At 71.9% G+C, this 24,777-nt stretch carries 23 protein-coding genes; 16 read left to right on the top strand and 7 right to left on the bottom strand.

The annotated features are described in order from the left end of the window. Positions 1-4: 4 nt before the first annotated feature. From ACIREE_RS21695 to ACIREE_RS21670, 6 genes are all read left to right on the top strand, one after another. Entirely contained in the window at positions 5-973 is a 969-nt protein-coding gene (locus ACIREE_RS21695) for an ABC transporter permease (RefSeq protein WP_404154456.1), read from the top strand. Next, a complete protein-coding gene (locus ACIREE_RS21690) occupies positions 970-1,797 on the top strand; it encodes an ABC transporter permease (protein ID WP_404154454.1) in 828 nt (275 codons plus the stop codon). Before ACIREE_RS21695 ends, ACIREE_RS21690 begins: the two co-directional genes overlap by 4 nt. After that, entirely contained in the window at positions 1,794-2,600 is an 807-nt protein-coding gene (locus tag ACIREE_RS21685; RefSeq protein ID WP_404154451.1) for an ATP-binding cassette domain-containing protein, read from the top strand. The genes ACIREE_RS21690 and ACIREE_RS21685 overlap by 4 nt, the downstream gene beginning before the upstream one ends. Next, positions 2,597-3,367 (top strand): ABC transporter ATP-binding protein, encoded by a 771-nt coding sequence (locus ACIREE_RS21680; RefSeq protein ID WP_404154448.1) that lies wholly within the window; start codon positions 2,597-2,599, stop codon positions 3,365-3,367. Before ACIREE_RS21685 ends, ACIREE_RS21680 begins: the two co-directional genes overlap by 4 nt. A gap of 57 nt (positions 3,368-3,424) precedes the next feature. Then, positions 3,425-3,982, top strand: a complete 558-nt coding sequence (locus ACIREE_RS21675; protein ID WP_404154445.1) for a GNAT family N-acetyltransferase — start codon at positions 3,425-3,427, stop codon at positions 3,980-3,982. 93 nt (positions 3,983-4,075) lie between these two features. Continuing rightward, complete coding sequence (locus ACIREE_RS21670) at positions 4,076-5,776, top strand: proline--tRNA ligase (RefSeq protein ID WP_404154443.1); 1,701 nt, start codon at positions 4,076-4,078, stop codon at positions 5,774-5,776. Positions 5,777-5,856: 80 nt separating this feature from the next. On the opposite strand, the gene ACIREE_RS21665 is transcribed toward ACIREE_RS21670, so the two are convergent. From ACIREE_RS21665 to ACIREE_RS21655, 3 genes are all read right to left on the bottom strand, one after another. Beyond that, complete coding sequence (locus ACIREE_RS21665; RefSeq protein ID WP_404154440.1) at positions 5,857-6,759, bottom strand: aminoglycoside phosphotransferase family protein; 903 nt, start codon at positions 6,757-6,759, stop codon at positions 5,857-5,859. 75 nt (positions 6,760-6,834) lie between these two features. After that, complete coding sequence (locus ACIREE_RS21660) at positions 6,835-7,299, bottom strand: ferritin-like domain-containing protein (RefSeq protein WP_404154437.1); 465 nt, start codon at positions 7,297-7,299, stop codon at positions 6,835-6,837. A 5-nt stretch (positions 7,300-7,304) separates the two neighbouring features. Further along, complete coding sequence (locus ACIREE_RS21655) at positions 7,305-7,793, bottom strand: hypothetical protein (RefSeq protein WP_404154432.1); 489 nt, start codon at positions 7,791-7,793, stop codon at positions 7,305-7,307. Positions 7,794-8,020: 227 nt separating this feature from the next. Between ACIREE_RS21655 and rimP the strand changes: the two genes are divergently transcribed. The 10 genes from rimP to ACIREE_RS21605 all read left to right on the top strand — a co-directional run bounded on the left by rimP (position 8,021) and on the right by ACIREE_RS21605 (position 20,403). Then, on the top strand, positions 8,021-8,527 hold the full coding sequence (gene rimP / locus ACIREE_RS21650; protein ID WP_404154429.1) for a ribosome maturation factor RimP: 507 nt from the start codon (positions 8,021-8,023) through the stop codon (positions 8,525-8,527). A 2-nt stretch (positions 8,528-8,529) separates the two neighbouring features. After that, a complete protein-coding gene (gene nusA / locus ACIREE_RS21645) occupies positions 8,530-9,516 on the top strand; it encodes a transcription termination factor NusA (protein ID WP_363196541.1) in 987 nt (328 codons plus the stop codon). A 103-nt stretch (positions 9,517-9,619) separates the two neighbouring features. Further along, on the top strand, positions 9,620-9,898 hold the full coding sequence (locus ACIREE_RS21640) for a YlxR family protein (RefSeq protein WP_404154426.1): 279 nt from the start codon (positions 9,620-9,622) through the stop codon (positions 9,896-9,898). Positions 9,899-10,044: 146 nt separating this feature from the next. Then, positions 10,045-13,173 (top strand): translation initiation factor IF-2, encoded by a 3,129-nt coding sequence (infB, locus tag ACIREE_RS21635; RefSeq protein ID WP_404154423.1) that lies wholly within the window; start codon positions 10,045-10,047, stop codon positions 13,171-13,173. Between the two features lie 161 nt (positions 13,174-13,334). Further along, on the top strand, positions 13,335-13,628 hold the full coding sequence (locus tag ACIREE_RS21630) for a DUF503 domain-containing protein (RefSeq protein WP_404154420.1): 294 nt from the start codon (positions 13,335-13,337) through the stop codon (positions 13,626-13,628). Between the two features lie 36 nt (positions 13,629-13,664). Beyond that, entirely contained in the window at positions 13,665-14,126 is a 462-nt protein-coding gene (gene rbfA, locus ACIREE_RS21625; RefSeq protein WP_404154417.1) for a 30S ribosome-binding factor RbfA, read from the top strand. A 2-nt stretch (positions 14,127-14,128) separates the two neighbouring features. Beyond that, a complete protein-coding gene (gene truB / locus ACIREE_RS21620) occupies positions 14,129-15,034 on the top strand; it encodes a tRNA pseudouridine(55) synthase TruB (protein WP_404154415.1) in 906 nt (301 codons plus the stop codon). Between the two features lie 288 nt (positions 15,035-15,322). Next, complete coding sequence (locus ACIREE_RS21615) at positions 15,323-18,700, top strand: trypsin-like peptidase domain-containing protein (RefSeq protein WP_404154412.1); 3,378 nt, start codon at positions 15,323-15,325, stop codon at positions 18,698-18,700. A gap of 157 nt (positions 18,701-18,857) precedes the next feature. Beyond that, positions 18,858-19,808 (top strand): bifunctional riboflavin kinase/FAD synthetase, encoded by a 951-nt coding sequence (locus ACIREE_RS21610; RefSeq protein ID WP_404154409.1) that lies wholly within the window; start codon positions 18,858-18,860, stop codon positions 19,806-19,808. A gap of 106 nt (positions 19,809-19,914) precedes the next feature. Next, positions 19,915-20,403 carry a carboxymuconolactone decarboxylase family protein gene (locus ACIREE_RS21605; RefSeq protein ID WP_404154407.1) on the top strand — a complete coding sequence of 163 codons (489 nt, stop codon included), beginning with the start codon at positions 19,915-19,917 and terminating at the stop codon, positions 20,401-20,403. Between the two features lie 249 nt (positions 20,404-20,652). On the opposite strand, the gene ACIREE_RS21600 is transcribed toward ACIREE_RS21605, so the two are convergent. The 4 genes from ACIREE_RS21600 to ACIREE_RS21585 are packed head-to-tail and all read right to left on the bottom strand — an operon-like array spanning position 20,653 to position 24,723. After that, entirely contained in the window at positions 20,653-21,726 is a 1,074-nt protein-coding gene (locus tag ACIREE_RS21600; protein WP_404154404.1) for an ABC transporter ATP-binding protein, read from the bottom strand. Then, entirely contained in the window at positions 21,723-22,718 is a 996-nt protein-coding gene (locus ACIREE_RS21595) for an ABC transporter ATP-binding protein (protein ID WP_404154401.1), read from the bottom strand. Before ACIREE_RS21595 ends, ACIREE_RS21600 begins: the two co-directional genes overlap by 4 nt. Continuing rightward, a complete protein-coding gene (locus ACIREE_RS21590) occupies positions 22,715-23,638 on the bottom strand; it encodes an ABC transporter permease (protein ID WP_404154399.1) in 924 nt (307 codons plus the stop codon). Before ACIREE_RS21590 ends, ACIREE_RS21595 begins: the two co-directional genes overlap by 4 nt. Next, complete coding sequence (locus tag ACIREE_RS21585; RefSeq protein ID WP_404154395.1) at positions 23,635-24,723, bottom strand: ABC transporter permease; 1,089 nt, start codon at positions 24,721-24,723, stop codon at positions 23,635-23,637. Before ACIREE_RS21585 ends, ACIREE_RS21590 begins: the two co-directional genes overlap by 4 nt. Positions 24,724-24,777: the final 54 nt, after the last annotated feature.

The following is a 24,777-nucleotide window of genomic DNA, read 5'->3' as shown; positions in this document are numbered from 1 at the left end:
TCCTATGGTCAGGTACCTCCTGCGGAGGCTGGTGTTCCTGCTGGTCTCCCTCGTCCTCGCGAGCATCGTGCTGTTCGTGCTCCTTCGGATGCTGCCCGGCGACCCGGCGAACGCGCTCACCTCGGTGGGCGCCTCCCCGGAGCAGATCGCCGCGGCCCGGCACTCCATCGGCTCCGACCAGCCGCTGCCGCAACAATTCACGCACTGGGTCGGCCAGTTGGCGAGCGGCGACCTCGGCACGTCCTTCGTCAGCTCACTGCCCGTCGGCCCCGAGGTCTCGCAGCGCCTGAGCGTGACGGTGCCGCTGACCCTCTCGGCGTTCGTGCTCGCCGTGCTCGTCGCCGTACCCGCCGGCTTCGTGGCCGCGTACAAGAAGAACACCTGGTACGGGGCGCTGCTCAGCGGCGTCTCCCAACTCGGCATCGCCGTCCCGGTGTTCTGGCTCGGCATGATCCTCATCGCCGTCTTCGCGCTGAACGCGGGCTGGCTGCCCTCAGGCGGCTTCCCGCAGGACGCCTGGGACACCCCGGGTGAGGCGATCCGCTCGCTCGTCCTGCCGGTGGTGACGGTGGCCCTGGTGATGTCGGCGTCCCTGATCCGGTACGTACGCTCGGCCACCCTCGACGTCCTCGACAGCGAATACCTGCGCACGGCACGCGCGCTCGGCTCGTCGTTCGGCCGGGCCATGTGGCGGCACGGACTGCGCAACGCCTCCGTGCCGGTCATCTCGGTGCTCGGCATCGAGCTGGCGTCCACGCTGCTCGGCGCCGTGGTCGTCGAGTCCGTCTACGCGCTGCCCGGCCTCGGCTCGATGCTCGCGACCGGGATCGCCCAGCACGACTACCCGGTGATCCAGGGCGTCCTGTTCGTCTCGACCTTCGGGGTGCTGATCATCGGGTTCGTGGCGGACCTCGTCCAACGCATCGTGGATCCGCGGCTGCGCGGCCGGCTGTCGGGAGGTGGCGTGCGATGAAGCGCAAGGCATCCGTCACTCTCTGGACGGGCGGGATCCTGGCGGGCCTCGTGGTTCTCCTGGCGCTCGTCTCGCTCTTCTGGCTGCCCTACGACAGCGACGACACGTCCGGCGGGCGGCTCGCCGGGCCCGGCGGCGGGCACCTGCTCGGCACCGACAAGCTCGGCCGCGACCTGTTCACCCAGCTCATGACAGGATCGCGGATCGCCCTTCAGGCCGGGCTCGGGGCGGTGGCCGTCGCGGCACTGCTCGGCGTGGTCCTCGGCATCCTCGCGGCGTTCGCGCAGGGCTGGTTCGACGACACCCTCTCCGCGCTGCTCGACATCCTCATCGCGTTCCCGACGCTGCTGCTCGCCATGCTGATCGTCGCCGCGCGCTCGGCGACGCTCGGCTCCGCGATCCTCGCGATCGGCCTCGCGCAGAGCGCCGTCGTGGCCCGGCTGACCCGGATCCTGGTCAAGCGCGTCCTGGCGCAGGACTACATCACCGCGTCCCGTACCTCCGGCACGTCCTGGGGGCGGGTCGTCGCCGCGCACGTACTGCCCAACATCTGGCCGACCCTCGCGGTCAACCTGGCGCTGCAGTTCGGCCTCGCCGTCCTGGCCGAGGCGAGCCTGTCCTATCTGGGCCTCGGCGCACCGCCGCCGAACGCCTCGTGGGGCCGCATGCTCCAGGAGGCCCAGGCGACGTTCACGACCGCTCCGGCGGGCGCGCTCGCGCCGGGCGCCCTGCTCGTCCTCCTGGTGATCGGCGTGAACCTGATCGCGGACGGCCTGCGCGACGTCCTCGACCCGACTACGCGCAAGGGGAGGGCCGCGCTGTGAAGGACGTACTGCTCTCGGTCGCCGACCTGACGATCCGTACCGCCGAGGGGCGTCCGCTCGTCTCGGAGCTCGGCTTCGAGATCGCGCGCGGCGAACGGCTCGGCCTCATCGGCGAATCCGGCTCCGGGAAATCCCTGACCACGCTCGCCGTGCTCGGCCTGCTGCCCCGGGGCATGACGGTGACCGGCAGCGTCGAGCTGGACGGCACGCAGATCGTCGGGGCGAGCGAGCGGACCCTCATAGGAGTACGAGGGCGGAGCGCGGCCGTCGTCTTTCAGGAGCCGCTGACGGCCCTGGACCCGTTGATGCGGGTGGGCCGCCAGATCGCCGAACCACTGCGCAGGCGGCGGCAGTTGAAGGGCGCGGCGCTGGGGACGGCGGTGACCGCGCTGCTCGACCAGGTGCGGCTGCCGGAGCCGGACCGTATCGCCCGCGCCTTCCCGCACGAGATCTCCGGCGGCCAGCGCCAGCGGATCGCGCTCGCCATGGCACTGGCCTGTGACCCGGCGCTGCTGATCGCCGACGAACCGACGACGGCCCTGGACGTGACCGTGCAGGCCGAGATGCTCGACCTGATCGACGGGCTCGTGCGCGAGCGCGGCATGGCGGTGCTGTTCGTCAGCCACGACCTCGCGGTCGTCTCCCGGGTGACGGACCGGGTGCTGGTCATGAAGGACGGCCGCGCGGTCGAGACGGGCGCCGTCGCCGACGTCGTACGGGCTCCTCGCGAGGCCTACACCAAGGCGCTGGTGGACAGCGCGCGGCAGCTGGAAGCGGCGCTCGACCTGGGAGGTGCGCGATGACTCCGATCCTGGAGCTCGACGCGGTGTCGTACGCGTACCGGGGGAGCGCGGCACCGGTCGTCCGGGACGTCTCCGTCGCCGTGGAGGCCGGGCAGAGCCTGGCGCTCGTCGGCGAGTCCGGAGCCGGCAAGACGACACTGCTGCGCATGCTGCTCGGCCTCGCCCGGCCCACCGAAGGCACGGTCCGCTTCGACGGTGACGCGCTGCGGCTGCGCGACCGGGCGCAGATGAAGGCGTTCCGGCGCGGCGTGCAGTGCGTCTTCCAGGACCCGTACGCCTCCCTCGACCCGCGCCAGCGCGTCCGCCGCATCGTGGCCGAGCCGCTCGGCTCCCTCGGGATCGCCACCGGCGCGGACGCCGGGCGCCGCGTCGCCGAGGCGCTGAGCCGGGTGGGCCTCCCGGCGGACGCCGCGGACCGCTACCCGCACGAGTTCTCCGGCGGCCAGCGCCAGCGCATCGCCATCGCGCGGGCCACCGTCTGCGACCCACGGGTGCTCCTCGCCGACGAACCGGTCTCAGCGCTCGACGTCACGACGCGGGTGAAGGTCGTCGACCTGCTGGCGGAGCTGAAGGAGACCGCGGGCCTGACGGTCGTGATGGTCTCCCACGACCTGTCGGTGGTGGCCGCCCTGTGCGAGCGCACCGTCGTCCTGGAGCGCGGCCGGGTCGTCGAGGCAGGAGCCACCTCCACGGTCCTCGGCACACCCGCCCACGCCTACACCCGCCGCCTGCTGGCAAGCGTGCCGCGCCTGCCGGTGCGGGGCTGACCTCGGCGTTCCGGGCCTCCGAACAGGAGGCCCGGCCCGTCGGGGTACCCTCCGGGAATGCCGCACCGGAACCGTACGGACGACGCCGCCGTCACCATCGGCCCCCTCGATCTGCACGCCCGCGTCGACGACGCCCTCGCCGTCCAGGCGTACGCCTTCGGCCTGAGCGACGACGAGATCGCCGTACGCCGGCAGATCGTGCTGCGCCACATCACCTACGCCGGGGCCCGCGCCCTCGGCGCCACCACGGAGACCGGCCGCCTCGTCGGGTTCGTCTACGGCATGCCGAACGACCGTACCCACTGGTGGTCCACGGTCGTCGAGCCGTACCTGCGCGCCCAGGGCCACGAGCACTGGCTCGACGACTCCTTCGTCATCACCGAGCTGCACGTCCACCCCGGCTACCAGAACCGCGGTATCGGCCGCACCCTCATCACCACGATCACCGACTCCGCGACGCAGCCCCGCTCGATCCTCTCCGCGATCGACTTCGACAGCCCGGCCCGCGGCCTCTACCACTCCCTCGGCTACGACGACCTGGCGCGGCAGGTCCTCTTCCCCAGCGCCCCGAAGCCGTACGCGGTGATGGGCGCACCCCTCCCGCTGCGCCGCTGAGCGAAGCCGCCGACCCGGAACCGATTTCCGGCCGCGCCCACCGCCCGGCTAACCTCCTGGACACAACCCTTTCGTCGCAGGAGTCGAGAAATCATGGCCAAGGCCCAGGTCCAGCGCATGTCCCGCTTGATGGTGAAGACCCTGCGCGACGACCCGGCTGACGCCGAGGTGCTCAGCCACAAACTGCTGGTCCGCGCCGGTTTCGTGCGCCGCACCGCGGCCGGTGTCTGGTCCTGGCTGCCGCTCGGCCGCAAGGTCTACGCGAACGTCGAGCGCATCGTCCGCGAGGAGATGGACGCCATCGGCGCCCAGGAGGTCCTGCTCCCCGCGCTGCTGCCCAAGGAGCCCTACGAGGCGACCGGCCGCTGGGAGGAGTACGGCGCCGAGCTGTTCCGCCTCAACGACCGCAGGGGCGGCGACTACCTCCTCGGCCCGACCCACGAGGAGATCTTCACCCAGCTGGTCAAGGACCAGTGCACGTCCTACAAGGACCTGCCGGTGATCCTCTACCAGATCCAGACGAAGTACCGCGACGAGGCCCGCCCCCGCGCCGGCATCCTGCGCGGCCGCGAGTTCCAGATGAAGGACTCGTACTCCTTCGACCTGACGGACGAGGGCCTCGCCGAGTCGTACGCCCTGCACCGCGCCGCCTACCAGCGCATCTTCGAGCGCCTCGGCCTCGACTACCGGATCTGCGCGGCGACCGCCGGCGCCATGGGCGGCTCCAAGTCCGAGGAGTTCCTGGCCCCGGCCGGAGCCGGCGAGGACACCTTCGCCGACTGCCCGAACTGCGACTACGCGGCCAACACCGAGGCGGTCACCTACGCCTTGAAGCCGGTGGACGCGACCGAGGCCCCCGTCCTCGAAGAGGTCCCCACGCCCGACACCCCGACCATCGAGACGCTCGCCGCGCACCTCGGCGTCCCGGCGTCGGCCACTCTGAAGAACCTGCTGGTGAAGGTCGACGGCGAGATCGTCGCCGTCGGCGTCCCCGGCGACCGCGAGGTCGACCTGGACAAGGTCGAGGCGCACTTCGCCCCGGCCGCCGTCGAGCTCGTGACGGCCGAGGACTTCGAGGGCCGCGACGATCTCGTCCGCGGCTACGTCGGCCCGCAGGGCCTGGAGAAGGTCACCTACCTCGCCGACCCGCGCGTCGCCCCCGGCACCGCGTGGATCACCGGCGCCAACAAGGACGGCGTGCACGCCAAGAACGTCGTCGCCGGACGGGACTTCGAGGTCTCCGAGTACGTCGACGTCGTCGTCGTCCAGGAAGGCGACCCGTGCCCGGCCTGCGGTACGGGCCTCAAGCTGGACCGCGCCATCGAGATCGGCCACATCTTCCAGCTCGGCCGCAAGTACGCCGACGCCTTCCAGCTCGACGTGCTCGGCCCGAACGGCAAGCCGGTCCGCGTCACCATGGGCTCGTACGGCATCGGCGTCTCGCGGGCCGTCGCCGCCCTCGCCGAGCAGCACGCCGACGACAAGGGACTCATCTGGCCCGAGGAGATCGCCCCGGCCGACGTGCACGTCGTCGCCGCGGGCAAGGCCCTCCAGACGGAGCTGGCCCTGGAGGTCTCCGACAAGCTGGCCGCGGCCGGCGTCCGCGTCCTGGTCGACGACCGCCCCGGCATCTCCCCGGGCGTGAAGTTCACCGACTCCGAGCTGATCGGTGTGCCGAAGATCCTGGTCGCGGGCCGCCGCAGTGCCGACGGTGTCGTCGAGCTGAAGGACCGCCGCACGGGCGAGCGCGAGGAGCTCACGGTCGAGGAGGCCGTGGCCCGCCTCACCGCGTAATCAGCCGGCAGCAGGACAGCGCCCCGGACACTCATGTCCGGGGCGCTGTCCTGCTTCGTACGTGTCTCAAAAAAAGGCTCTCAGAGCCAGCCCGCGAACTCCAGCAGGTTCTCGCCGTCCCGCTCCCGCCCCACGCGCAGCGCCCGCACCCCGGACTCCACGGCCCGGAACAGCGTCCAGCCGCGCAGCCGCACCTGGTCCACGTCCAGGGACTCGGCGAGCCGCTTCACGCGGCGGCGGGTGATGGCCGGGCCCGACGGCGAGCCGATCAGGTCCTCGACCCGGTCGCGCACCAGCCGTGCCAGGTCGAAGGCGCACTCGCCGACGACCGGGTCGGGCCCGACGGCCAGCCACGGCGTCCGCTCGCCGGAGAGCACCTTGGACTGCCGGAACGTGCCGTGCAGCAGCCGCAGTTCGGGCGGCGCGGCCACCAGCTCATCGCGGGCCTGAAGAGCCGCGTCGACCAGCGGGGCGACCTCGGGGAACGCGTCCGCGCCCGCCCGCATCGCCGTCGCCTGCCGGCCCGTGCGCTCGGGCACGGTCTCGCAGTTGCGCCCGGCCGGCGGCTCCGTCCACAGCCGGCGCAACGTGCCCGCCGCCTCGAGGAGCGCCTTCGCCTCCGGCAGCGTCCGCACCGAGACCTCGGGGTGCAGCCGCTCCAGGAGCAGCGCCCCGTCGTTGACGCCGGGATCCAGCAGGCGTACCGCCCCGAAGCCGTTCCAGTGCGTCAGCGCCGCCCGCTCCGCCTCCGGACGGAACCGCTCGGGCGCGAGCTTCAGCACCGCGGGCGCGCCGTCCGGCGTCCGGACATGGGCGATCAGACTGCTGCGCCCGCCGGGCACGTGCACCCGCTCGACGGTCACCTCGCGCCGGGCCGCGGCCTCGTCGAGCAGGGTTCCGGCCCGGCCGAGCCACGCCGACGCCCCTTCGTCGCGCACTTCGCCGAGCGCGTTCACCAGCCGCTGCGGCGGTTCAAAAGCCATGCGCGAGAGATCCCTTCCAGAACGACGCAGTTACTACCTGAGTACTACCGAAGTACTACTGAAGTCAGCAGCTGCTTACGTACGCGGAGTCGCCGAGGGCGATGCGGAGGGCACCGCCGCCCGTTCGGCGAGCCCAGGGAAGGCTACGCTCCCGCCGCGCCACCGCACCGCACGGACGGCCGCCTCCCGCAGCGCGTCCGCCGCGCCCCGGCGCCGCTCGCCGCTCGCCGTCCGGACGAGGTCCGAGTACACCCCGGCGACCTTGTCCTCGATGTCCGCCGCGAGCCGAGCCGCGGCGGCCGCGTCCGGCACCGGGAACGGCAGCGCGTACGCCCCGGCGGATTCCGCGGGGCTGCCGCCCAGGTCGCCCACCGTGCGCCGCAGTTCGTCCCGGCGGGCGCGGTGCGCGTCGTACGCGGCCTTCGCCTCGGCGCGGCGGCCCGCGCCGATCCGGCCGCCGACCACCCCGTACCCGTACACCGCCGCGTGCTCGGCACGCAGCGCGGCCTGCACCGTCGCGAGCAGTTCGCTCTCGCTCATCAGCGTCACTCCTCCGTCAGCAGATACGCGTGCCCGGCCCCGGCCGCCGCCACCGAGGCGAGCAGGCGCGCCTGTTCGGCGGGGGCGTCGAGCAACGCCGTCATCCGCCGGTCCGACAGCGCCCGCTCGGCCGCCGCCAGCGCCTTCAGCGCGTCCTTCTCGGCGACCGGCGGGGTGGTCGCCGACGGGGCGAGCGCCGATGGCCGGACCGCGCCGCCGAACGCCTTCACGTGCCGTTCGACCTCTTCGCGCAGCGGGCCGATCCTGGCCGCCAGCGAGGGGAGCGCGGCGAGCGCCCGGTCGTACTGGCCCAGCAGATCCGCGCTCTCGCGGGCCGCCCGCGCCTTCAGCCTTCTCTCCTGCGACAGCGAGGGTGCGCCCTGGGCGCCGTCGTCGCTGTCGTCCGTACACCCGGTCAGCAACGCGGCCCCGGCCAGCGAGGCGAGCAGACTCCTACGGCGTGGCCCCGGGCGGGACCGAGTGGTGAGCGGCACGGCGGTCGTCCTCGGCAGAAGGGTGCGGCGGGAAGGCTCAGACAGGCTCAGACAGGGTTTCGGCTCAGAAGGTTTCGGCGCGATCGGGACGGAGCGGCCGGTGATCACCGTACCGTCGCTCCTTCCCGGGTGGACGGCAACACCCCCCTGGACCGGATACCCTTTGACCTGACGCGCATGGAATGACGGCAAACCACAACAGCACACGCGGCCGAGGAGTCACCCGGATGAGCACGACCCAGAACGAGAGGCTGCGGGAACTACTGGAACCGCTCGTCGGCTCAGAGGGGCTCGACCTCGAAGAGATCGAAGTGGCCTCGGTAGGACGTAAGCGGGTGCTGCGTGTCGTCGTGGACTCCGACGAAGGAGCCGACCTCGACCGGGTCGCCGATGTGAGCCGCGCGCTCTCGGCGAAGCTCGACGAGACGGACGCCATGGGCGACGGTGAGTACGAGCTGGAGGTCGGCACCCCGGGTGCCGAGCGCGCTCTCACCGAGCACCGCCACTACGTCCGCGCGTTGGACCGCCTCGTCAGGTTCCAGCTGACCGACGAGAGTGAACTGGTCGCGCGCATCCTCGAAGTCGACGACGAGGGAATCGACCTCGAAGTACCGGGCGTGAAGGGCCGCAAGGCCACCGCCCGACGGCTCGGCTTCACGGACATCGCCAAGGCGCGGGTCCAGGTCGAGTTCAACCGTAAGAACAAGAACGAAGAGAACGAAGAGGAGGCGTAGCCGTGGACATCGACATGAGTGCCCTGCGGGGTCTGGTGCGGGAGAAGGAGATCTCCTTCGACCTGCTGGTCGAGGCGATCGAGTCGGCCCTCCTCATCGCCTACCACCGCACCGACGGGAGCTTCCGCCGCGCACGCGTGAAGCTGGACCGCGAGAGCGGCCACGTGACGGTGTGGGCGACGGAGGATCCGGCGGACCTCGAAGAGGGCCAGGAGGCCAAGGAGTTCGACGACACCCCGTCCGACTTCGGCCGCATCGCCGCCACCACCGCGAAGCAGGTCATCCTGCAGCGCCTGCGCGACGCCCAGGACGACGCGACGCTCGGCGAGTACGCGGGCCGTGAGGGCGACATCGTGATGGGCGTGGTCCAGCAGGGCCGCGACCCGAAGAACGTGCTGGTCGACATCGGCAAGCTCGAGGCGATCCTGCCGGTGCAGGAGCAGGTGCCGGGCGAGGAGTACCAGCACGGCATGCGCCTGCGCTCGTACGTCGTCCGTGTCGCGAAGGGCGTGCGCGGTCCGTCCGTGACCCTGTCGCGTACGCACCCGAGCCTGGTGAAGAAGCTCTTCGCGCTCGAGGTGCCGGAGATCGCCGACGGCAGCGTCGAGATCTCGGCCATCGCACGTGAGGCAGGTCACCGTACGAAGATCGCGGTGCGTTCGACGCGCAGCGGGCTCAACGCCAAGGGCGCCTGCATCGGCCCCATGGGCGGTCGCGTGCGCAACGTGATGGGCGAGCTGAACGGCGAGAAGATCGACATCGTCGACTGGTCGGACGACCCGGCGGAGATGGTGGCCAACGCGCTCTCCCCGGCCCGTGTCTCCAAGGTCGAGGTCGTCGACCTCGCGGCCCGTTCGGCCCGTGTGACGGTCCCCGACTACCAGCTCTCCCTCGCCATCGGCAAGGAGGGGCAGAACGCCCGCCTGGCGGCCCGGCTGACCGGCTGGCGCATCGACATCCGCCCGGACACCGAGCAGGGCGGGGAATAAGCCCGGGCGCTCCGCGCTTGGTTCACGACAGTATGTGACGAGAAACAGCCGTTCGATTTGTGCCCCGAAGGGGTGAGGTCGATACGGGGAGGTAGACTAAAGAGTGTCTGGCCGGACGCATGACCGCGTATGCCCTGAGCGAACCTGTGTGGGATGCCGGGAGCGAGCGGCCAAGAGCGATCTGCTGCGGATCGTGGTGATCGAGGGCCGATGCGTCCCCGATGATCGCGGTACGCTGCCCGGCCGGGGTGCCTACGTGCACCCCGCCCTGGTCTGTCTCGACCTGGCGGTCCGCCGCCGGGCGTTCCAGCGGGCTTATCGGGCCCCTGGACCGTTCGACACGGAGGCGCTTCGCCACCGAGTCGAGCAGGAAACACCGTAAGAAGCGCCGCACGGAACCCCTGTGCGGCCCTGGTACCCCGCGAGTTGGAAGTAGGTCGAGATTGCGATGAGCACTCGATGAGCACGCGATGAGTACGCCCATGAAGTAGCGACGGTCCGGCGTAACCCGGACCTAAAAGGAGCGAAGTGGCTAAGGTCCGGGTATACGAACTCGCCAAGGAGTTCGGAGTCGAGAGCAAGGTCGTCATGGCCAAGCTCCAAGAACTCGGTGAATTCGTACGTTCGGCGTCCTCGACGATCGAGGCGCCGGTAGTACGCAAATTGACTGACGCCCTCCAGCAGGGCAACGGCGGCAAGCCCGCCAAGAAGGCCGCGCCCGCGAAGCCCGCGGCGCCGCGTCCCACCCCTTCCCCCGCGCAGGCCGCGAAGCCTGCCGCGCCGCGCCCGCCGGCCCCGAAGCCGGCCGCCGCCGAGGCGCCCGCTGCCGAGGCGCCCGCCGCCCCGGCCGCGACGCCGGGTCCGCGTCCGTCCCCCGCGAAGCCGGCTCCCAAGCCCGCTTCGCCCGCGCCGGCCGCACCCGAGTTCACAGCGCCCCCCGCGGCTCCCGCCGCCCCGGCCGCTTCGTCGGCCCCGGCTGCGAGCGCGCCGCGTCCGGCCGCCCGTCCCGGTGCCCCCAAGCCCGGTGGCCGTCCGGCCCCCGCGCAGGGTGCCCAGGGCCAGGGCCGTGGCGACCGTGACAACCGTGGTGGCGACCGCGACAACCGCGGTGACCGTCAGGGCGCCCCGCGCCAGGGCGGCCAGGGTGGCGCTCCCCGTCCGGGAGGCGCCCGTCCCGCGGGTCCGCGCCCCGGCAACAACCCCTTCACCTCTGGTGGTTCCACCGGCATGGCGCGCCCGCAGGCGCCCCGTCCGGGTGGCGCCCCGCGTCCGGGTGGCCAGGGTGCCCCCGGCGGCCCGCGCCCGCAGGGTGGCGGCCAGGGTGGTCCCCGTCCGCAGGGTCAGGGCGGCGCCCGTCCGACCCCGGGCGGCATGCCTCGTCCGCAGGGCGGCGCGGCCGGTCCGCGTCCCGGCGGTGCCCCCGGTGGTAACCGTCCGAACCCGGGCATGATGCCGCAGCGTCCCGCCGCGGGCCCGCGTCCCGGTGGTGGCCCCGGCGGTGGCCGTGGTCCCGGCGGCGGTGGTGGTCGTCCCGGTGGCGGTGGCGGCGGCGGCGGTCGTCCCGGCTTCGCCGGTCGTCCGGGCGGTCCCGGTGGTGGCGGCGGCGGTTTCGCCGGTCGTCCCGGTGGTGGCGGCGGTGGCGGCGGCTTCGCCGGTCGTCCCGGTGGCGGTGGCGGTTTCGCCGGTCGTCCCGGTGGCGGTCGTCCCGGTGGCCCCGGTGCCCGTGGTGGCACGCAGGGTGCGTTCGGCCGTCCCGGCGGGCCCGCCCGTCGTGGTCGCAAGTCGAAGCGGCAGAGGCGCCAGGAGTACGAGGCCATGCAGGCCCCGTCGGTCGGCGGCGTCATGCTGCCTCGCGGCAACGGACAGACCGTCCGCCTGTCGCGCGGTGCGTCCCTCACCGACTTCGCGGAGAAGATCAACGCCAACCCGGCGTCGCTCGTCGCCGTGATGATGAACCTCGGCGAGATGGTCACTGCCACGCAGTCCGTCTCCGACGAGACCCTCCAGGTGCTCGCGGGCGAGATGAACTACGTCCTCGAGGTCGTCAGCCCGGAGGAGGAGGACCGCGAGCTGCTCGAGTCCTTCGACATCGAGTTCGGCGAGGACGAGGGCGGCGAAGAGGCCCTGGTCTCCCGTCCGCCGGTCGTGACCGTCATGGGTCACGTCGACCACGGTAAGACCCGCCTCCTCGACACCATCCGCAAGACGAATGTCATCGCGGGCGAGGCCGGCGGCATCACCCAGCACATCGGCGCGTACCAGATCGCGACCGAGGTGAACAATGAAGAGCGCAAGATCACCTTCATCGACACCCCGGGTCACGAGGCGTTCACCGCCATGCGTGCACGTGGTGCGAAGTCGACCGACATCGCGATCCTCGTGGTCGCGGCGAACGACGGCGTCATGCCCCAGACGATCGAGGCGCTGAACCACGCCAAGGCGGCCGACGTGCCGATCGTGGTCGCGGTCAACAAGATCGACGTCGAGGGTGCCGACCCGACCAAGGTGCGCGGTCAGCTCACCGAGTTCGGTCTGGTGGCCGAGGAGTACGGCGGCGACACGATGTTCGTCGACATCTCCGCCAAGCAGGGCGAGAACATCGAAGCCCTCCTCGAGGCCGTGGTCCTGACCGCGGACGCCTCGCTCGACCTGCGGGCCAACCCGGAGCAGGACGCGCAGGGTATTGCGATCGAGTCCCACCTGGACAAGGGCCGCGGCGCCGTCGCGACCGTCCTGGTCCAGCGCGGTACCCTCCGCGTCGGTGACACGATGGTGGTCGGCGACGCGTACGGCCGAGTCCGCGCGATGCTCGACGACAAGGGCGAGAACGTGGAAGAGGCGGGTCCGTCGACTCCGGTCCTCGTCCTCGGCCTCACCAACGTCCCGGGTGCCGGCGACAACTTCCTGGTGGTGGACGAGGACCGTACGGCCCGTCAGATCGCCGAGAAGCGTGCCGCTCGCGAGCGCAACGCCAACTTCGCGCGCCGTGGCATCAGGTTCTCCCTGGAGAACCTGGACGAGGCCCTCAAGGCCGGTCTGGTGCAGGAACTCAACCTCATCATCAAGGGCGACGCGTCCGGTTCGGTGGAGGCTCTCGAGTCCTCGCTGCTCCAGCTCGACGTCGGCGACGAGGTCGACATCCGTGTCCTGCACCGCGGTGTGGGTGCGGTCACCGAGTCCGACATCAACCTGGCGACCGGCTCCGACGCCATCGTCATCGGCTTCAACGTCCGGGCAGCCGGCCGTGCGCAGCAGATGGCGGAGCGCGAGGGCGTCGACGTCCGGTACTACTCGGTGATCTACCAGGCCATCGAGGAGATCGAAGCGGCCCTCAAGGGCATGCTCAAGCCGGAGTACGAAGAGGTCGAGCTCGGCACGGCGGAGATCCGCGAGGTCTTCAAGTCGTCCAAGCTGGGCAACATCGCCGGTGTGCTCGTCCGGTCCGGCGAGGTCAAGCGCAACACCAAGGCGCGCCTGCTGCGCGATGGCAAGGTCATCGCGGAGAGCCTCAACATCTCCGGTCTGCGTCGCTTCAAGGACGATGTCACCGAGCTCCGCGAAGGGTTCGAGGGCGGTATCAACCTCGGCAACTTCAACGACATCAAGGTCGACGACGTCATCGCGACGTACGAGATGCGCGAGAAGCCGCGCGGCTGATCTCCGCAGTACCACGCAGCACCACGCAGTAAAGGTTCGGGGCCGGTCGGCGGAACTTATTTCCGTCGATCGGCCCCGGCCGTTGCGTGTACGGTTTCTGTATCGGCGTAACGCAAGTGCGCCCATACGAACCCGAACCGGCGGGACATCCGGATACACACATGTATGTGGGGACTCTGTCCTTCGATCTGCTCCTCGGCGACGTTCACTCGCTGAAGGAAAAACGCTCCCTCGTTCGTCCGATCGTCGCCGAACTCATGCGCAAATACGCGGTGAGTGCGGCGGAGACGGGCAGCCAGGACCTCCATCGCAGGGCCGAGATCGGGCTCGCGGTGGTCTCCGGGGACACGGGACACCTCACCGACGTACTGGACCGCTGCGAGCGTCTGGTCGCCGGGCGGCCCGAGGTGGAACTGCTCTCGGTTCGACGCAGGCTCCACAGCGACGAAGACTGAAGCAACAAGCGAGACAGTTACTAAGGAGACGGACCAGTGGCCGACAACGCGCGCGCCAAGAGGCTGGCGGACCTCATCCGAGAGGTGGTGGCCAAGAAGCTGCAGCGTGGGATCAAGGACCCGCGGCTCGGCACCCACGTCACCATCACGGATACCCGTGTCACGGGTGACCTGCGGGAAGCGACCGTCTTCTACACGGTGTACGGGGACGACGAGCTGCGCGCCGAGGCGGCCGCCGGGCTGGAGAGTGCCAAGGGCATTCTGCGCTCCGCGGTCGGCGCGGCCGCGGGCGTGAAGTTCACGCCGACCCTGACCTTCGTCGCGGACGCGCTGCCCGACAACGCCAAGACCATAGAGGACCTCCTCGACAAGGCGCGGCAGTCGGACGAGAAGGTACGCGAGACGTCCGCGGGCGCCACGTTCGCCGGCGACGCGGACCCGTACCGCAAGCCGGAGGACGACGACGCTGCCGACGACGAGACGGACGGCGACGCCTGAGCATGTCCGACCGCACCCCACCGCCCGACGGACTTGTCATCGTCGACAAGCCGTCGGGCTTCACTTCGCACGACGTCGTGGCCAAGATGCGCGGGATCGCCAAGACCCGCCGCGTCGGCCACGCGGGCACCCTCGACCCGATGGCGACGGGCGTGCTCGTACTGGGCGTCGAGCGCGCCACCAAGCTGCTCGGCCATCTCGCGCTGACCGAGAAGGAGTACCTGGGCACCATCCGCCTGGGCCAGAACACCCTGACCGACGACGCGGAGGGCGAGATCACCTCGTCCACCGACGCGTCCGGGGTCCGGCGCGAGGCCGTCGACGCGGGCGTCGCCAAGCTGACCGGCGCCATCATGCAGGTGCCGTCCAAGGTCAGCGCCATCAAGATCAAGGGCGTCCGCAGCTACAAGCGGGCCCGTGACGGCGAGGAGTTCGAGATCCCGGCGCGGCCGGTCACCGTCTCGTCCTTCGCCGTGTACGACGTCCGGGACGGCGTCGCCGAGGACGGCACGCCCGTGCTCGACCTGGTCGTGTCCGTGGTGTGCTCCTCCGGCACCTACATCCGGGCGCTCGCCCGGGACCTGGGCGCGGACCTCGGGGTCGGCGGCCACCTGACCGCGCTGCGCCGCACCCGTGTCGGCCCTTACAAGCTCGACTCGGCGCACACGCTCGACCAGCTCCAGCAGGAGCTGACCGTGCTGCCGGTGGGCGAGGCCGCGACCGCCGCGTTCCCCCGGTGGGACGTGGACGAGCGCCGCGGGAAGCTGCTCCTGAACGGCGTACGGCTCGAGATGCCCGGGGAGTACGCCGACCGGGGGGCCGTCGCCGTGTTCGGCGCGGACGGTCAGTTCCTCGCGCTGGTCGAGGAGTCGAAGGGCAAGGCCAAGAGCCTGGCCGTGTTCGGCTGACGGGTTCGGCTGTCGGGCCCGGCTCAGGGGTCCGGCTCACGGGTCCGTTTCTTCTTTCGGTGGAGCGGCGGTTGTCCGGTCTCTGGGTGGCCGCCGCTCCACGTTCCCCCTTGTTCCCCTCCTATGGTCTATCCGCCACGCCCGTCGAGTTCACCCCTTCGGGCAGGCGCTCGGAGTGAAGCGGGGGAGCGGAAGGGGCGCGTTCACCTCGCGTCCTGTCCAGCTGATCATCGCGCGCCTACCGTCGAAAAAACGGGGCGTGGCGGACAGCGGCAGGAGGGGCGCGGCATGGTGGATCCGCCTCTGGTACGGATCTGTGATCTGGCCGGGCGGCCGCGTGGGACGGGGTTCGTCGCGGACGACCGGGGGACCGTCGTCACCAGTCACGAGGCGATGGACGGGCTCGGCCGCGTGGTGCTGCACGGGCCGGGCGGCGCGACCTGCGTGGTGGGCCCCGAGTCGGTCGTCGCGCTGCCCGAGGTGGACCTCGCACTGGTGCACACCGAGGGGCTCGGCGCCGCACCGCTGCCCGTCGCGGCCGACGGACTCCGGGAGCCGGGGGCGTACGTACGGATCGCCGCCGCCGGATGGCGCGAGGCCCGGGTGCTCGGGCACGTGGACGTGACGTACACCGCGACCGACCGGTTCCATCGGCTGGAGAGCGCCATGGAGCTGGCGGTCGGGACCGCGGGGGCCGATGCGCTGCGGCTCGGCGGCGGGGCCGCGGGCGGGCCCGTCCTCGACGCGGAGACCGGCGCCGTGATCGCGGTCCTGGGGACAGCCCTGCAGGCCGGGCACCAGGCGGCCGGATTCGCGGTGCCGCTGCGCGCGGCCGCCGTCGCCGAGCCGCGGCTCGCTGCTCTGCTGGCCCGCAACGCCGCCGCCGTTCCCGTATACGGCGCCGAACTGAATCTTGCCGGGGTGCTCCACCTGACCGCGGTCTCGGTGGGCAGCGACGGCCCCGGCCATCCCGGCGTCGAGCCGGTCGAACGGCCCGATGTCGTAAGGGAGTTGGCCGACTTCACGACGGGCGGGGCGGCCGTGCTCGCGCTCGTCGGGGACCCGGGCTGCGGCCGTACGACCGAACTCGCCGCGCTCGCCGCCCGGCGGGCCGGAGGCGAGAGTGCCGCGCCGACCCTGTGGCTGCGCGGCGCCGACCTGCGCGCCGACGACACCTCGGTGTCCGACGCGGTGGGGCGCGCCCTGGAGCGGGCCGGCCGGATCGTGGCCGCGTCCCGGGACGCCGAGGCGGGTGAGCTGGGGGACATCTCGCCGGAGCGCGTCGCCGGGGTCGCCCGCGAGGCGGGGCAGCCGCTCGTGCTGCTGCTCGACGGGCCCGAGGAGATGCCGCCCGTGCTCGCGCACCGGCTCGCCGCGTGGTCACGGGAGACCGAGCGCCGGCTGACGGCCTCGGGGGTGCGGCTCGTCGTGGCGTGCCGCGCGGAGTACTGGGAGCAGGCCGGGACCCTGTTCGACGCCGAGGTGCTGCACGGGCACGCCGGACGGCTCCCCGCGTGCGTACGGATCGGGGACCTGGCGGCGGAGCAGGCGCGGCGGGCGCGCGAGCGGTTCGGGATCCCCGAGGGCGCGCTCGCGCCGAGGGACGCGGAGCATCCGCTCGCCCTGCGACTCCTGTGCGAGGTCCGGGCGGCGTTGCCCGGGGAGGTGGCCGGGTGCCCCGACCGCGACGAGGTGTTCGCGGCGTACCTGGACCTGATGTGTCTACGGGTGGCGGTGCGGCTCGCCGCCTCGGGACGCGTGCGGGGCAGCGGGGTGCGGCGGCTCGCCGCGCGCGTGTCCGGGCAGCTGCACGAGGCGGCGCGGCGCAGCCTGGGCCCGGGACAGGGCGAGTTGGACCGGAGGACCTTCGAGGAGCTGTTCCCGTGGGGGACGCGCCGCGGGGTGAGCGGGTGGGCGTCGGCCGTGCTGGCGGAGGGGGTCCTTGTGCCCGCGGGCGGCGGGTACCGCTTCGCGCACGAGGAAGTGGCCGACTGGATACAGGGGATGCACCTGGATCTGGACGCGGCCCTGGACGCCCTGGTGTTCCGGCGCTCGCACCGCGTGGGCTCGGTACCGGTGCCGCGCCACCGGGCGGGACCCGTGGTGCGGGCGCTGCTGCTGGTCGAGCGGCAGGGCGGCACGGAGGAACTCGGTGAACGGCTGCGGGAGTTGTGCGGCTGGATCGGATCGCCCGAGCCCGAGCCCGAGCCCGCGCCCGATGACGCGTATGCGGATGCGGTAAGCGCCGGTGAAGCAGGCCGGTGGGCCTCGCACCTGGTCAGCGAAGTACTGCTGGGCGTCCGTGACGTCGGCGCCTATGTGCCCGTCCTCGAAGAGCTCGCCGACCGCGGCGCCTTCGGGCCCTGGTTCTGGACCGCGTTGCCCGTGGACGACGACCTCCGGTTCGAGCTGCTGCGGCGACTCGTCGTGCACGACGGCCGGGAGGAGGGCGGGCGGTATCTCGACGCCGTCGCCGAATCCCTTGCCGCCGAGCCGGACCGGGCACAGCGGCTGCTCACCCGGTGGTTCGACGACGAGCGGCCGCTGCCCGCGCGGCCCGACGCCACCGTGGCGACCGCGGCGCAGGCCCTGCTCCACACCCATCGGCACCGGGCCGTCGACGACCTCGTCGAGGCGCTCGTCGACTGCGCGCACCCGAGGGCCGACGAACTGCTCGCGGTCCTCGCCGACGAGGAGCCGTCCGCGCTCTGCCGGGCCGCCGACCGGTGGGCGCACGACGAGCGGCCCGCGCGACGCGTGGCGGCCGCGGCGTACGGGCTGCGGGCGGCCGTCCGGGCGACGGACGAGGCCGACCGGGGGCTGCTGCGGTACGCCGCGCTCGCCCTGCTGGCCCGCCCCTGCGACCGCACGCTGCACGGTGCCGCGCTCGCCCTGCTCGTACGGGATCCGCTGTCGCGGTCCGGGTATCTGGCGCGGGCCCTGCAGTGGTTCGTCGCCGGGGATCCGCAATTGCCCGCGTCGGCGCTGGCCGCGGCCCTCGGCACGCACCCCGAAGCGGTGTTCGTGGCGTTCCAGGCCCGGCTGCAGGAACCGGGCCCCGGCGTCGGGGACCTGCTGCGCACCCTGGCCGACATCACCTCGCCCGACCTGGCCCGGCGCGCGGCCGCGCTCGTCGGGGAGCTGGCGCGGGCGGCGCCCGAGACCGCGGCCGGGCACGTGGCGACGTTCGTGGACCGGCGCCTGGAGCAGGGGTCCGCCGCGCGCGCCGTACTGTTCCCGCTCGTCGTGGAGCTGCTGCGGGCCCGGCCCGTGGCCGTCCGCGCCGCGCTCGCGCCCGTCCTCGCCGCGCCCGGTACGGCCGCCTCGCGCGGGCCGCGGGCCGAGCTGCTCGACGTCCTGCTCGGGCAGGAGCGGGAACCCGCGGTCCTGGGCGCGGTGCTGGACGCCGTCGCGTGGGGCGCGGTGCGGCGCGGGCAGCCCCGGACGCGGGAGCTGGTGCGCCGTACGGGGATGCTGCTCGTCCGTACGCCGGAGGGCGCCGCGTGCTTCGACCGGCGCCTGGTGGAACTCGCGCGGAGCGTGCCGGGGTTCGCCGCGCGACTGGCCGGCTGGCTCGCGGCCGCGCCCCAGGAGTGGGCGGCGCTGGTCGGACCGAGCGCCCGGCGGATGATCGAGAACCTGGCCGGGGTACCCGTCCCCGTCTGAGAGCCTGTCAACCCGCCCGATGAGAGCCGCGGGCGGTCGGCATGGCACTCTTAGAGCTGCGTAATCGGTATGGGACACAGAGATCGTCGGGACCGCCGAGGCCGCAGAGACCGCAGAGACGGATTCGTCGTACACAGGTTTGCGAGGAGCAATCACCGTGCAGCGCTGGCGTGGCTTGGAGGACATTCCCCAGGACTGGGGGCGCAGCGTCGTCACCATCGGCTCCTACGACGGGGTGCACCGCGGGCACCAGTTGATCATCGGGCGGGCCGTGGAGCGCGCGCGTGAGCTGGGCGTTCCCGCCGTTGTCGTCACCTTCGACCCGCACCCCAGTGAGGTCGTGCGCCCAGGTTCGCACCCGCCGCTGCTCGCGCCGCACCACCGGCGCGCCGAGCTGATGACCGACCTCGGCGTCGACGCCGTGCTGATCCTCCCCTTCACCACCGAGTTCTCGAAGCTGTCGCCCGCCGAGTTCGTGGCGAAGGTCCTCGTCGACAAACTGCACGCGCGCGTGGTCGTCGAGGGCCCCAACTTCCGCTTCGGGCACAAGGCCGCGGGCAACGTCGACTTCCTCGCCGAGCAGGGCGGCACCTACGACTTCGAGGTCGAGGTCGTGGACCTGTACGTGAGCGGCGCCGCGGGTGGCGGCCAGCCGTTCTCCTCGACTCTGACCAGGCGCCTCGTCGCCGAGGGCGATGTCGAGGGGGCCCGGGAGATCCTCGGCCGGCCGCACCGCGTCGAGGGCGTGGTCGTGCGCGGCGCGCAGCGCGGGCGCGAGCTCGGCTTCCCCACCGCGAACGTGGAGACCCTGCCGCACACGGCGATCCCGGCGGACGGCGTCTACGCCGGCTGGCTGCACGTGAACGGCGAGGCGATGCCGGCGGCGATCTCGGTGGGGACGAACCCCCAGTTCGACGCCGTCGAGCGTACCGTCGAGGCGTACGCCATCGACCGGGTGGGCCTTGACCTGTACGGGCTGCACGTGGCCGTGGACTTCCTGGCGTTCGTGCGCGGCATGTCGAAGTTCGACTCGCTCGACGAGCTCATCGAGGCCATCGCGAACGACGTGAAGCAGTCGCGGGAGCTCGTCGAGGCCTACGAAGCGTAGTGACGCCGGGGCTGGTGGCGTAGGTCACACTCCGGGCATGTCACGAACGGGCCCGCCCGATCCGTCTCGTCGGTGAAAGCACTCACCACGGCACAGGGAGCCCGTCATGGAAGCTCGTCTGAACATGTTCGCCAGCAAGTCCGCCATGGGGTTCGTCAAGCGCCTCGTCGGGGCGAACATGCCGATCATGGAGTCGACGCTGCCGGCCGCGACGCAGGAACTGGTGAAGATCCGCGCCAGCCAGATCAACGGCTGCTCGGGCTGTCTCGACATGCACACCAAGGAAGCCGCGGCCGCCGGGGAGACCTCGCTGCGGCTCAACCTGATCGCCGCCTGGCGCGAGGCCAAGGTCTTCACCGACGCCGAGCGCGCCGCCCTCGAAATGACGGAACAGGGCACGCGCCTCGCGGACGCGGCCGGTGGCGTCACGGACGAGGCCTGGGCGAACGCCGCCAAGCACTACGACGAGGACCAGCTCGGCGCGCTGGTGTGCCTCATCGCCAGCATCAACGCCTTCAACCGGCTGAACGTCATCGTCCAGCAGCCGGCCGGCGACTACGAGGTCGGACAGGCGGCGGCGTTCCACAAGAGCTGAAGCGCTCCGCTCGGGTGCGGGTGCGGGTGCGGGTGCGGGTGTGGGTGCGTTGCCGGGTGCCGGCCGGTGGGGGCTGGTCGCGCAGTTCCCCGCGCCCCTGGGGGCGTTGCGGCTTCGCCGCTGCCCCAGGGGGCGCGTGATGCGCGCCTATGAAATGGCGCACGCAGTGTGCATTTCAGGGGCGCGGGGAACTGCGCGATCAGCCCCCACCGGCCCGCGGTCGCCCACGAAGCAAGCAGGAGGCAGACCCTAAGGCGCACCCTCCGCCACACGCGCCCGAGCCCAATGACAGGCCACCTCAGACCCGCCGCCACCCGAAAGCACCGGCAGATCCACGGTCCGGCACGCGTCGGAGACACCGGCCCGCTCGGCCTCCCCGCTCGCCAGAACCTGGCACCGCGCATGGAACCGGCAGCCCCCAGGAATCCGCGAGGGATCCGGTGGCTCACCGCTCAGGACCACCGGATCGCCGGGAGCCTCCGGCAGCACCGACAACAGGGCCTGGGTGTAGGGGTGTTGGGGCGAGGTCAGGACTTCCTCCACCGCGCCCGTCTCCACGATCCGGCCCAGGTACATCACCGCCACCCGGTCCGCGATGTTCCACGCCAGACCCAGATCGTGCGTGACCACCAGCGCCGAAAGCCCCAGCTCGTCCCGCAACTTCAGCAGCAGCGCCAGGATCTCGCCGCGTACCGACGCGTCCAGCGAAGCGACCGGCTCGTCCGCGACGATGAGTTCGGGCTCCAGGACCAGTGCGCCCGCGATGACGACGCGCTGGCGCTGCCCGCCGGACAGCTCGTGCGGATAACGCAGGAAGAAGCGCTCCGGAGGCCGAAGCCCTGCCCGGGACAGGGCATTCGAGACGGCCTCGCGCTCATCGCCCGCGTACCCGTGGATCCGCAGGCCCTCCGCCACCGCGTCGTACACCGTGTGCCGCGGGTTGAGCGAACCGCTCGGGTCCTGCAGCACCAGCTGCACCCGCTTGCGGTACGCCTTCAGCGCGCGGGACCCGTAGTTCAGCGGCTCACCGGCGAAGGTGACCTGCCCCGACGAGGGCCGTTCGAGCCCGAGCAGCGTGCGCGCCAGGCTCGTCTTGCCGCAGCCGGACTCGCCGACCAGGGCCACGATCTCGCCCGGCTCGATGTCCAGGTCGACGCCGTCCACGGCCCGTGCCTCGGGAGCGCCGCGCCGGCCGGGGAACGTCACTTTCAACTGGTCCGCGGACAACAGGGCCCGGGTGCCGGTCACGCCGGTACCCGTCCCGCCGGAGCCCTTCACACCAGTACCCGTCACGCCGGAATCTGTCATGCCGGTGTCCGTCATGCCGTGGTGCTCCTTGCCTCGACGTCCAACGCGTCTGTCCCGCCACTCGATACGTGGACACAGGCCGCCCGGCGCCCGGGCCCCGCGTCCCGCAGCGCCTGGTCCTCGACGGCGCACACCTCGAGCGCCACCGGGCAGCGCGGGTGGAACGTGCAGCCCGAGGGCAGCGCGGACGGGTCCGGCGGATCGCCGGGCAGGCCGCGCGGCGCGAACCGGGACGCCGGGTCGCCGATCGTCGGGAACGCCGCCGACAGGGCGTTCCCGTACGGGTGCAGCGCGTTCTCGTAGACCTGCGCCGCCGGGCCCTCCTCGACGACGCGGCCCGCGTACATCACCGCGAGCCGGTCACAGGTGTCGGAGAGGACCGCCAGGTCGTGGCTGATCATGATGAGCCCGAGGTCCTGCTCCGTCACCAACTGCTCGATCAGGCGCAGGATCTGGGCCTGGATCATCACGTCGAGGGCCGTCGTCGGCTCGTCCGCGATGATCAGCTCCGGGTCGCAGGCGAGCGCCATCGCGATCATCACGCGCTGGCGCTGGCCGCCGGAGAGCTCGTGCGGATACGCCGCCGCGCGCGACGTGGGCAGCCCCACGTGTTCGAGCAGCTCGGCGACCTTCTTCTTCGCGCCCGCCTGCGTCGCCTTCTTGTGCAGCAGGATCGGCTCGGCGATCTGGTCGCCGATGCGGTGCACGGCGTTGAGCGAGTGCATCGCGCCCTGGAAGACGATGGAGGCACCGGCCCAGCGCACCGCGCGGACCCGGCCCCACTTCATCGTCTGGATGTCCTCGCCGTTGAGCAGGATCTCGCCGGTGACCTTCGTCCCGGCGGGCAGCAGGCGCAGAAGCGCCAGCGCCAGTGTTGATTTGCCGCAGCCCGACTCGCCCGCGATGCCGAGCTTGTGGCCCGCTTCGACGGACAGGTTCACGCCGCGGACGGCCTGTGCCCCGCCGGCGTACGTCACCGTCAGGTCGTTCACCTGAAGCAGTGTCATGACCGGGCTCCCAGTTTCGGGTTGAGGACGGACTCGATCGCGCGGCCGCACAGCGTGAAGGCGAGCGCCACGACGGCGATGGCGATGCCGGGCGGGGCCAGGTACCACCAGTCGCCCGCGCTGACGGCGCCCGCCTCGCGCGCGTCCTGGAGCATGCCGCCCCACGAGGTGATCGTCGGGTCGGACAGGCCGAGGAAGGCGAGCGTCGCCTCGGTGAGGATCGCGGACGAGATGATCATGGTGGTCTGGGCGAGGACCAGCGGCATCACGTTCGGCAGCACATGCCGGGTCATGATGTGGCTGTGGCCGCCGCCCAGGGCACGGGAGCGCTCGATGTACGGCCGTGACTCCACGGCCAGGGTCTGGGCGCGCACGAGCCGGGCCGTCGTCGGCCAGGTCGTCACGCCGATCGCGATGATCACCGTCCACATGGAGCGGTCCATCACCGTGGCAAGCGCGATGGCCAGGACCAGCGTCGGCATCACCAGGAACCAGTCCGTGATCCGCATCAGCACGGTCGAGTACCAGCCGCGGAAGTGCCCCGCGACGATCCCGATGACCGTGCCGATCGCCACGCACAGGAACGCCGCGAGCAGGCCCACGGTGAGCGAGACCCGCGCCCCGTACACCAGCAGAGCGAGCACGCTGCGGCCGAACTGGTCGGTGCCGAGCGGGAATTCACCACTCGGCCCCTCCAGCGGGCCGCCGGGCGCGTCCGTCACGCTCTGCGCGTCCGAGCCGACCAGAGCGGGCGCGAACACGGCGATGAGCGCGATCAGGATCAGCAGGCCGAGGCCCCACAGACCGCTCCGGTGCGCACGGTACGTATGCCAGAAACGGGCCAGGGACTGGCGCTTGCGGGCCCTCGCGAGCGCCCGCGGATTGCCCGTCTTCGTGACGGGAGCGGTCTCGGTCGTCATCGGCCCACCCTCGGGTCGAGCAGCGGATAGAGGATGTCGGCGAGGGTGTTCGCGAGGATCACCGCGGTGGCGAAGACGAAGAACAGGCCCTGGACCAGCGGGAGATCGGGCACGGACAGAGCCGAGTAGAACAGCCCGCCGAGACCCGGCCAGGAGAAGACCGTCTCGACCAGGATCTGCCCGGCGACCACATGCCCGAGGTTCACGAACATCAGCGTGAACGTGGGCAGCATCGCGTTCGGCACCGCGTGCTTGCGGCGCACCACGTCGTCCCGCAGCCCCTTGGCGCGCGCGGTCGTCAGGTAGTCGCTGCCCATCTCGTCGAGCAGCGAGGAGCGCATGACGAGCAGCGTCTGCGCGTAGCCGACCGCGACGAGCGTGATGACCGGGAGGATCAGATGGTGCGCGACGTCGATGATGTACGCGAATCCGGTCTCACCGCCCGATTCGAGGCCGCCGGTGGGGAACATGCCGGGGATCGGCCCGATGCCCACCGCGAAGACGATGATCAGGAGCAGCCCGAGCCAGAACGACGGGATCGAGTAGAGGGTCAGCGCGAAGGCCGTGTTGAAGCGGTCGCTGCGCGAACCGTTGCGCCAGGCCGTGCGCGTCCCCAGCCAGATGCCGAGCGCCGAGTACAGGACGTACGCCGTGCCGGTCAGCAGCAGCGTCGCCGGGAGTGCGTCGGCGATCTTGTCGATGACCGGGGTGTGGAACTGGTACGAGGTGCCGAAGTCGCCGGTGAGCGCGTCCCCGATGTACGACGTGAACTGCTTCCACATCGGCTGGTCGAGGCCGAACTGGTGGCGCAGGTTCTCCAGTTGCTGCTCGGAGACCCGCTTGCCGCCGGTCATCTGCTTGACCGGGTCGCTCGGGATGAGGCGGAAGAGGAAGAAGCTCGTGACGAGGACGGCGAAGAGCGAGACGATCGCGCCCGCGATCTTCCCCGCCGCGTACTGGAGGTACGCCTTGGTGTTGCGGGCCCGTGGGCCGCGGGCGCCCGGCGACGCCCCGGCCGGGAAGGCCGGTTCGCCGTCGGGCGACTCCGCGGGCTGCACGAGCGCCGGAGTGCTGTCAGCTGTCATGGTTCCTGCGAACTCTCGTTACTCGTGCGGGTGTCGACCGGTTCGTAGGAACTG

The organism is Streptomyces sp. NPDC102467, assembly GCF_044765445.1.
In the GTDB taxonomy this organism is placed as follows: Bacteria; Actinomycetota; Actinomycetes; order Streptomycetales; family Streptomycetaceae; genus Streptomyces.
Note: the sequence above shows the minus strand (reverse complement) of the source record. Positions and strands in the feature narration are given on the sequence as shown.

Bases quoted from the DNA above. Each gene is read 5' to 3' on its own strand.
- ACIREE_RS21695 (WP_404154456.1), top strand. From the start codon at position 5: ATGGTCAGGTACCTCCTGCGGAGGCTGGTGTTCCTGCTGGTCTCCCTC.
- ACIREE_RS21690 (WP_404154454.1), top strand. From the start codon at position 970: ATGAAGCGCAAGGCATCCGTCACTCTCTGGACGGGCGGGATCCTGGCG.
- ACIREE_RS21680 (WP_404154448.1), top strand. From the start codon at position 2,597: ATGACTCCGATCCTGGAGCTCGACGCGGTGTCGTACGCGTACCGGGGG.
- ACIREE_RS21675 (WP_404154445.1), top strand. From the start codon at position 3,425: ATGCCGCACCGGAACCGTACGGACGACGCCGCCGTCACCATCGGCCCC.
- ACIREE_RS21670 (WP_404154443.1), top strand. From the start codon at position 4,076: ATGGCCAAGGCCCAGGTCCAGCGCATGTCCCGCTTGATGGTGAAGACC.
- ACIREE_RS21665 (WP_404154440.1), bottom strand. From the start codon at position 6,759: ATGGCTTTTGAACCGCCGCAGCGGCTGGTGAACGCGCTCGGCGAAGTG.
- ACIREE_RS21660 (WP_404154437.1), bottom strand. From the start codon at position 7,299: ATGAGCGAGAGCGAACTGCTCGCGACGGTGCAGGCCGCGCTGCGTGCC.
- rimP (WP_404154429.1), top strand. From the start codon at position 8,021: ATGAGCACGACCCAGAACGAGAGGCTGCGGGAACTACTGGAACCGCTC.
- ACIREE_RS21630 (WP_404154420.1), top strand. From the start codon at position 13,335: ATGTATGTGGGGACTCTGTCCTTCGATCTGCTCCTCGGCGACGTTCAC.
- truB (WP_404154415.1), top strand. From the start codon at position 14,129: ATGTCCGACCGCACCCCACCGCCCGACGGACTTGTCATCGTCGACAAG.
- ACIREE_RS21615 (WP_404154412.1), top strand. From the start codon at position 15,323: ATGGTGGATCCGCCTCTGGTACGGATCTGTGATCTGGCCGGGCGGCCG.
- ACIREE_RS21605 (WP_404154407.1), top strand. From the start codon at position 19,915: ATGGAAGCTCGTCTGAACATGTTCGCCAGCAAGTCCGCCATGGGGTTC.
- ACIREE_RS21600 (WP_404154404.1), bottom strand. From the start codon at position 21,726: ATGACGGACACCGGCATGACAGATTCCGGCGTGACGGGTACTGGTGTG.
- ACIREE_RS21595 (WP_404154401.1), bottom strand. From the start codon at position 22,718: ATGACACTGCTTCAGGTGAACGACCTGACGGTGACGTACGCCGGCGGG.
- ACIREE_RS21590 (WP_404154399.1), bottom strand. From the start codon at position 23,638: ATGACGACCGAGACCGCTCCCGTCACGAAGACGGGCAATCCGCGGGCG.
- ACIREE_RS21585 (WP_404154395.1), bottom strand. From the start codon at position 24,723: ATGACAGCTGACAGCACTCCGGCGCTCGTGCAGCCCGCGGAGTCGCCC.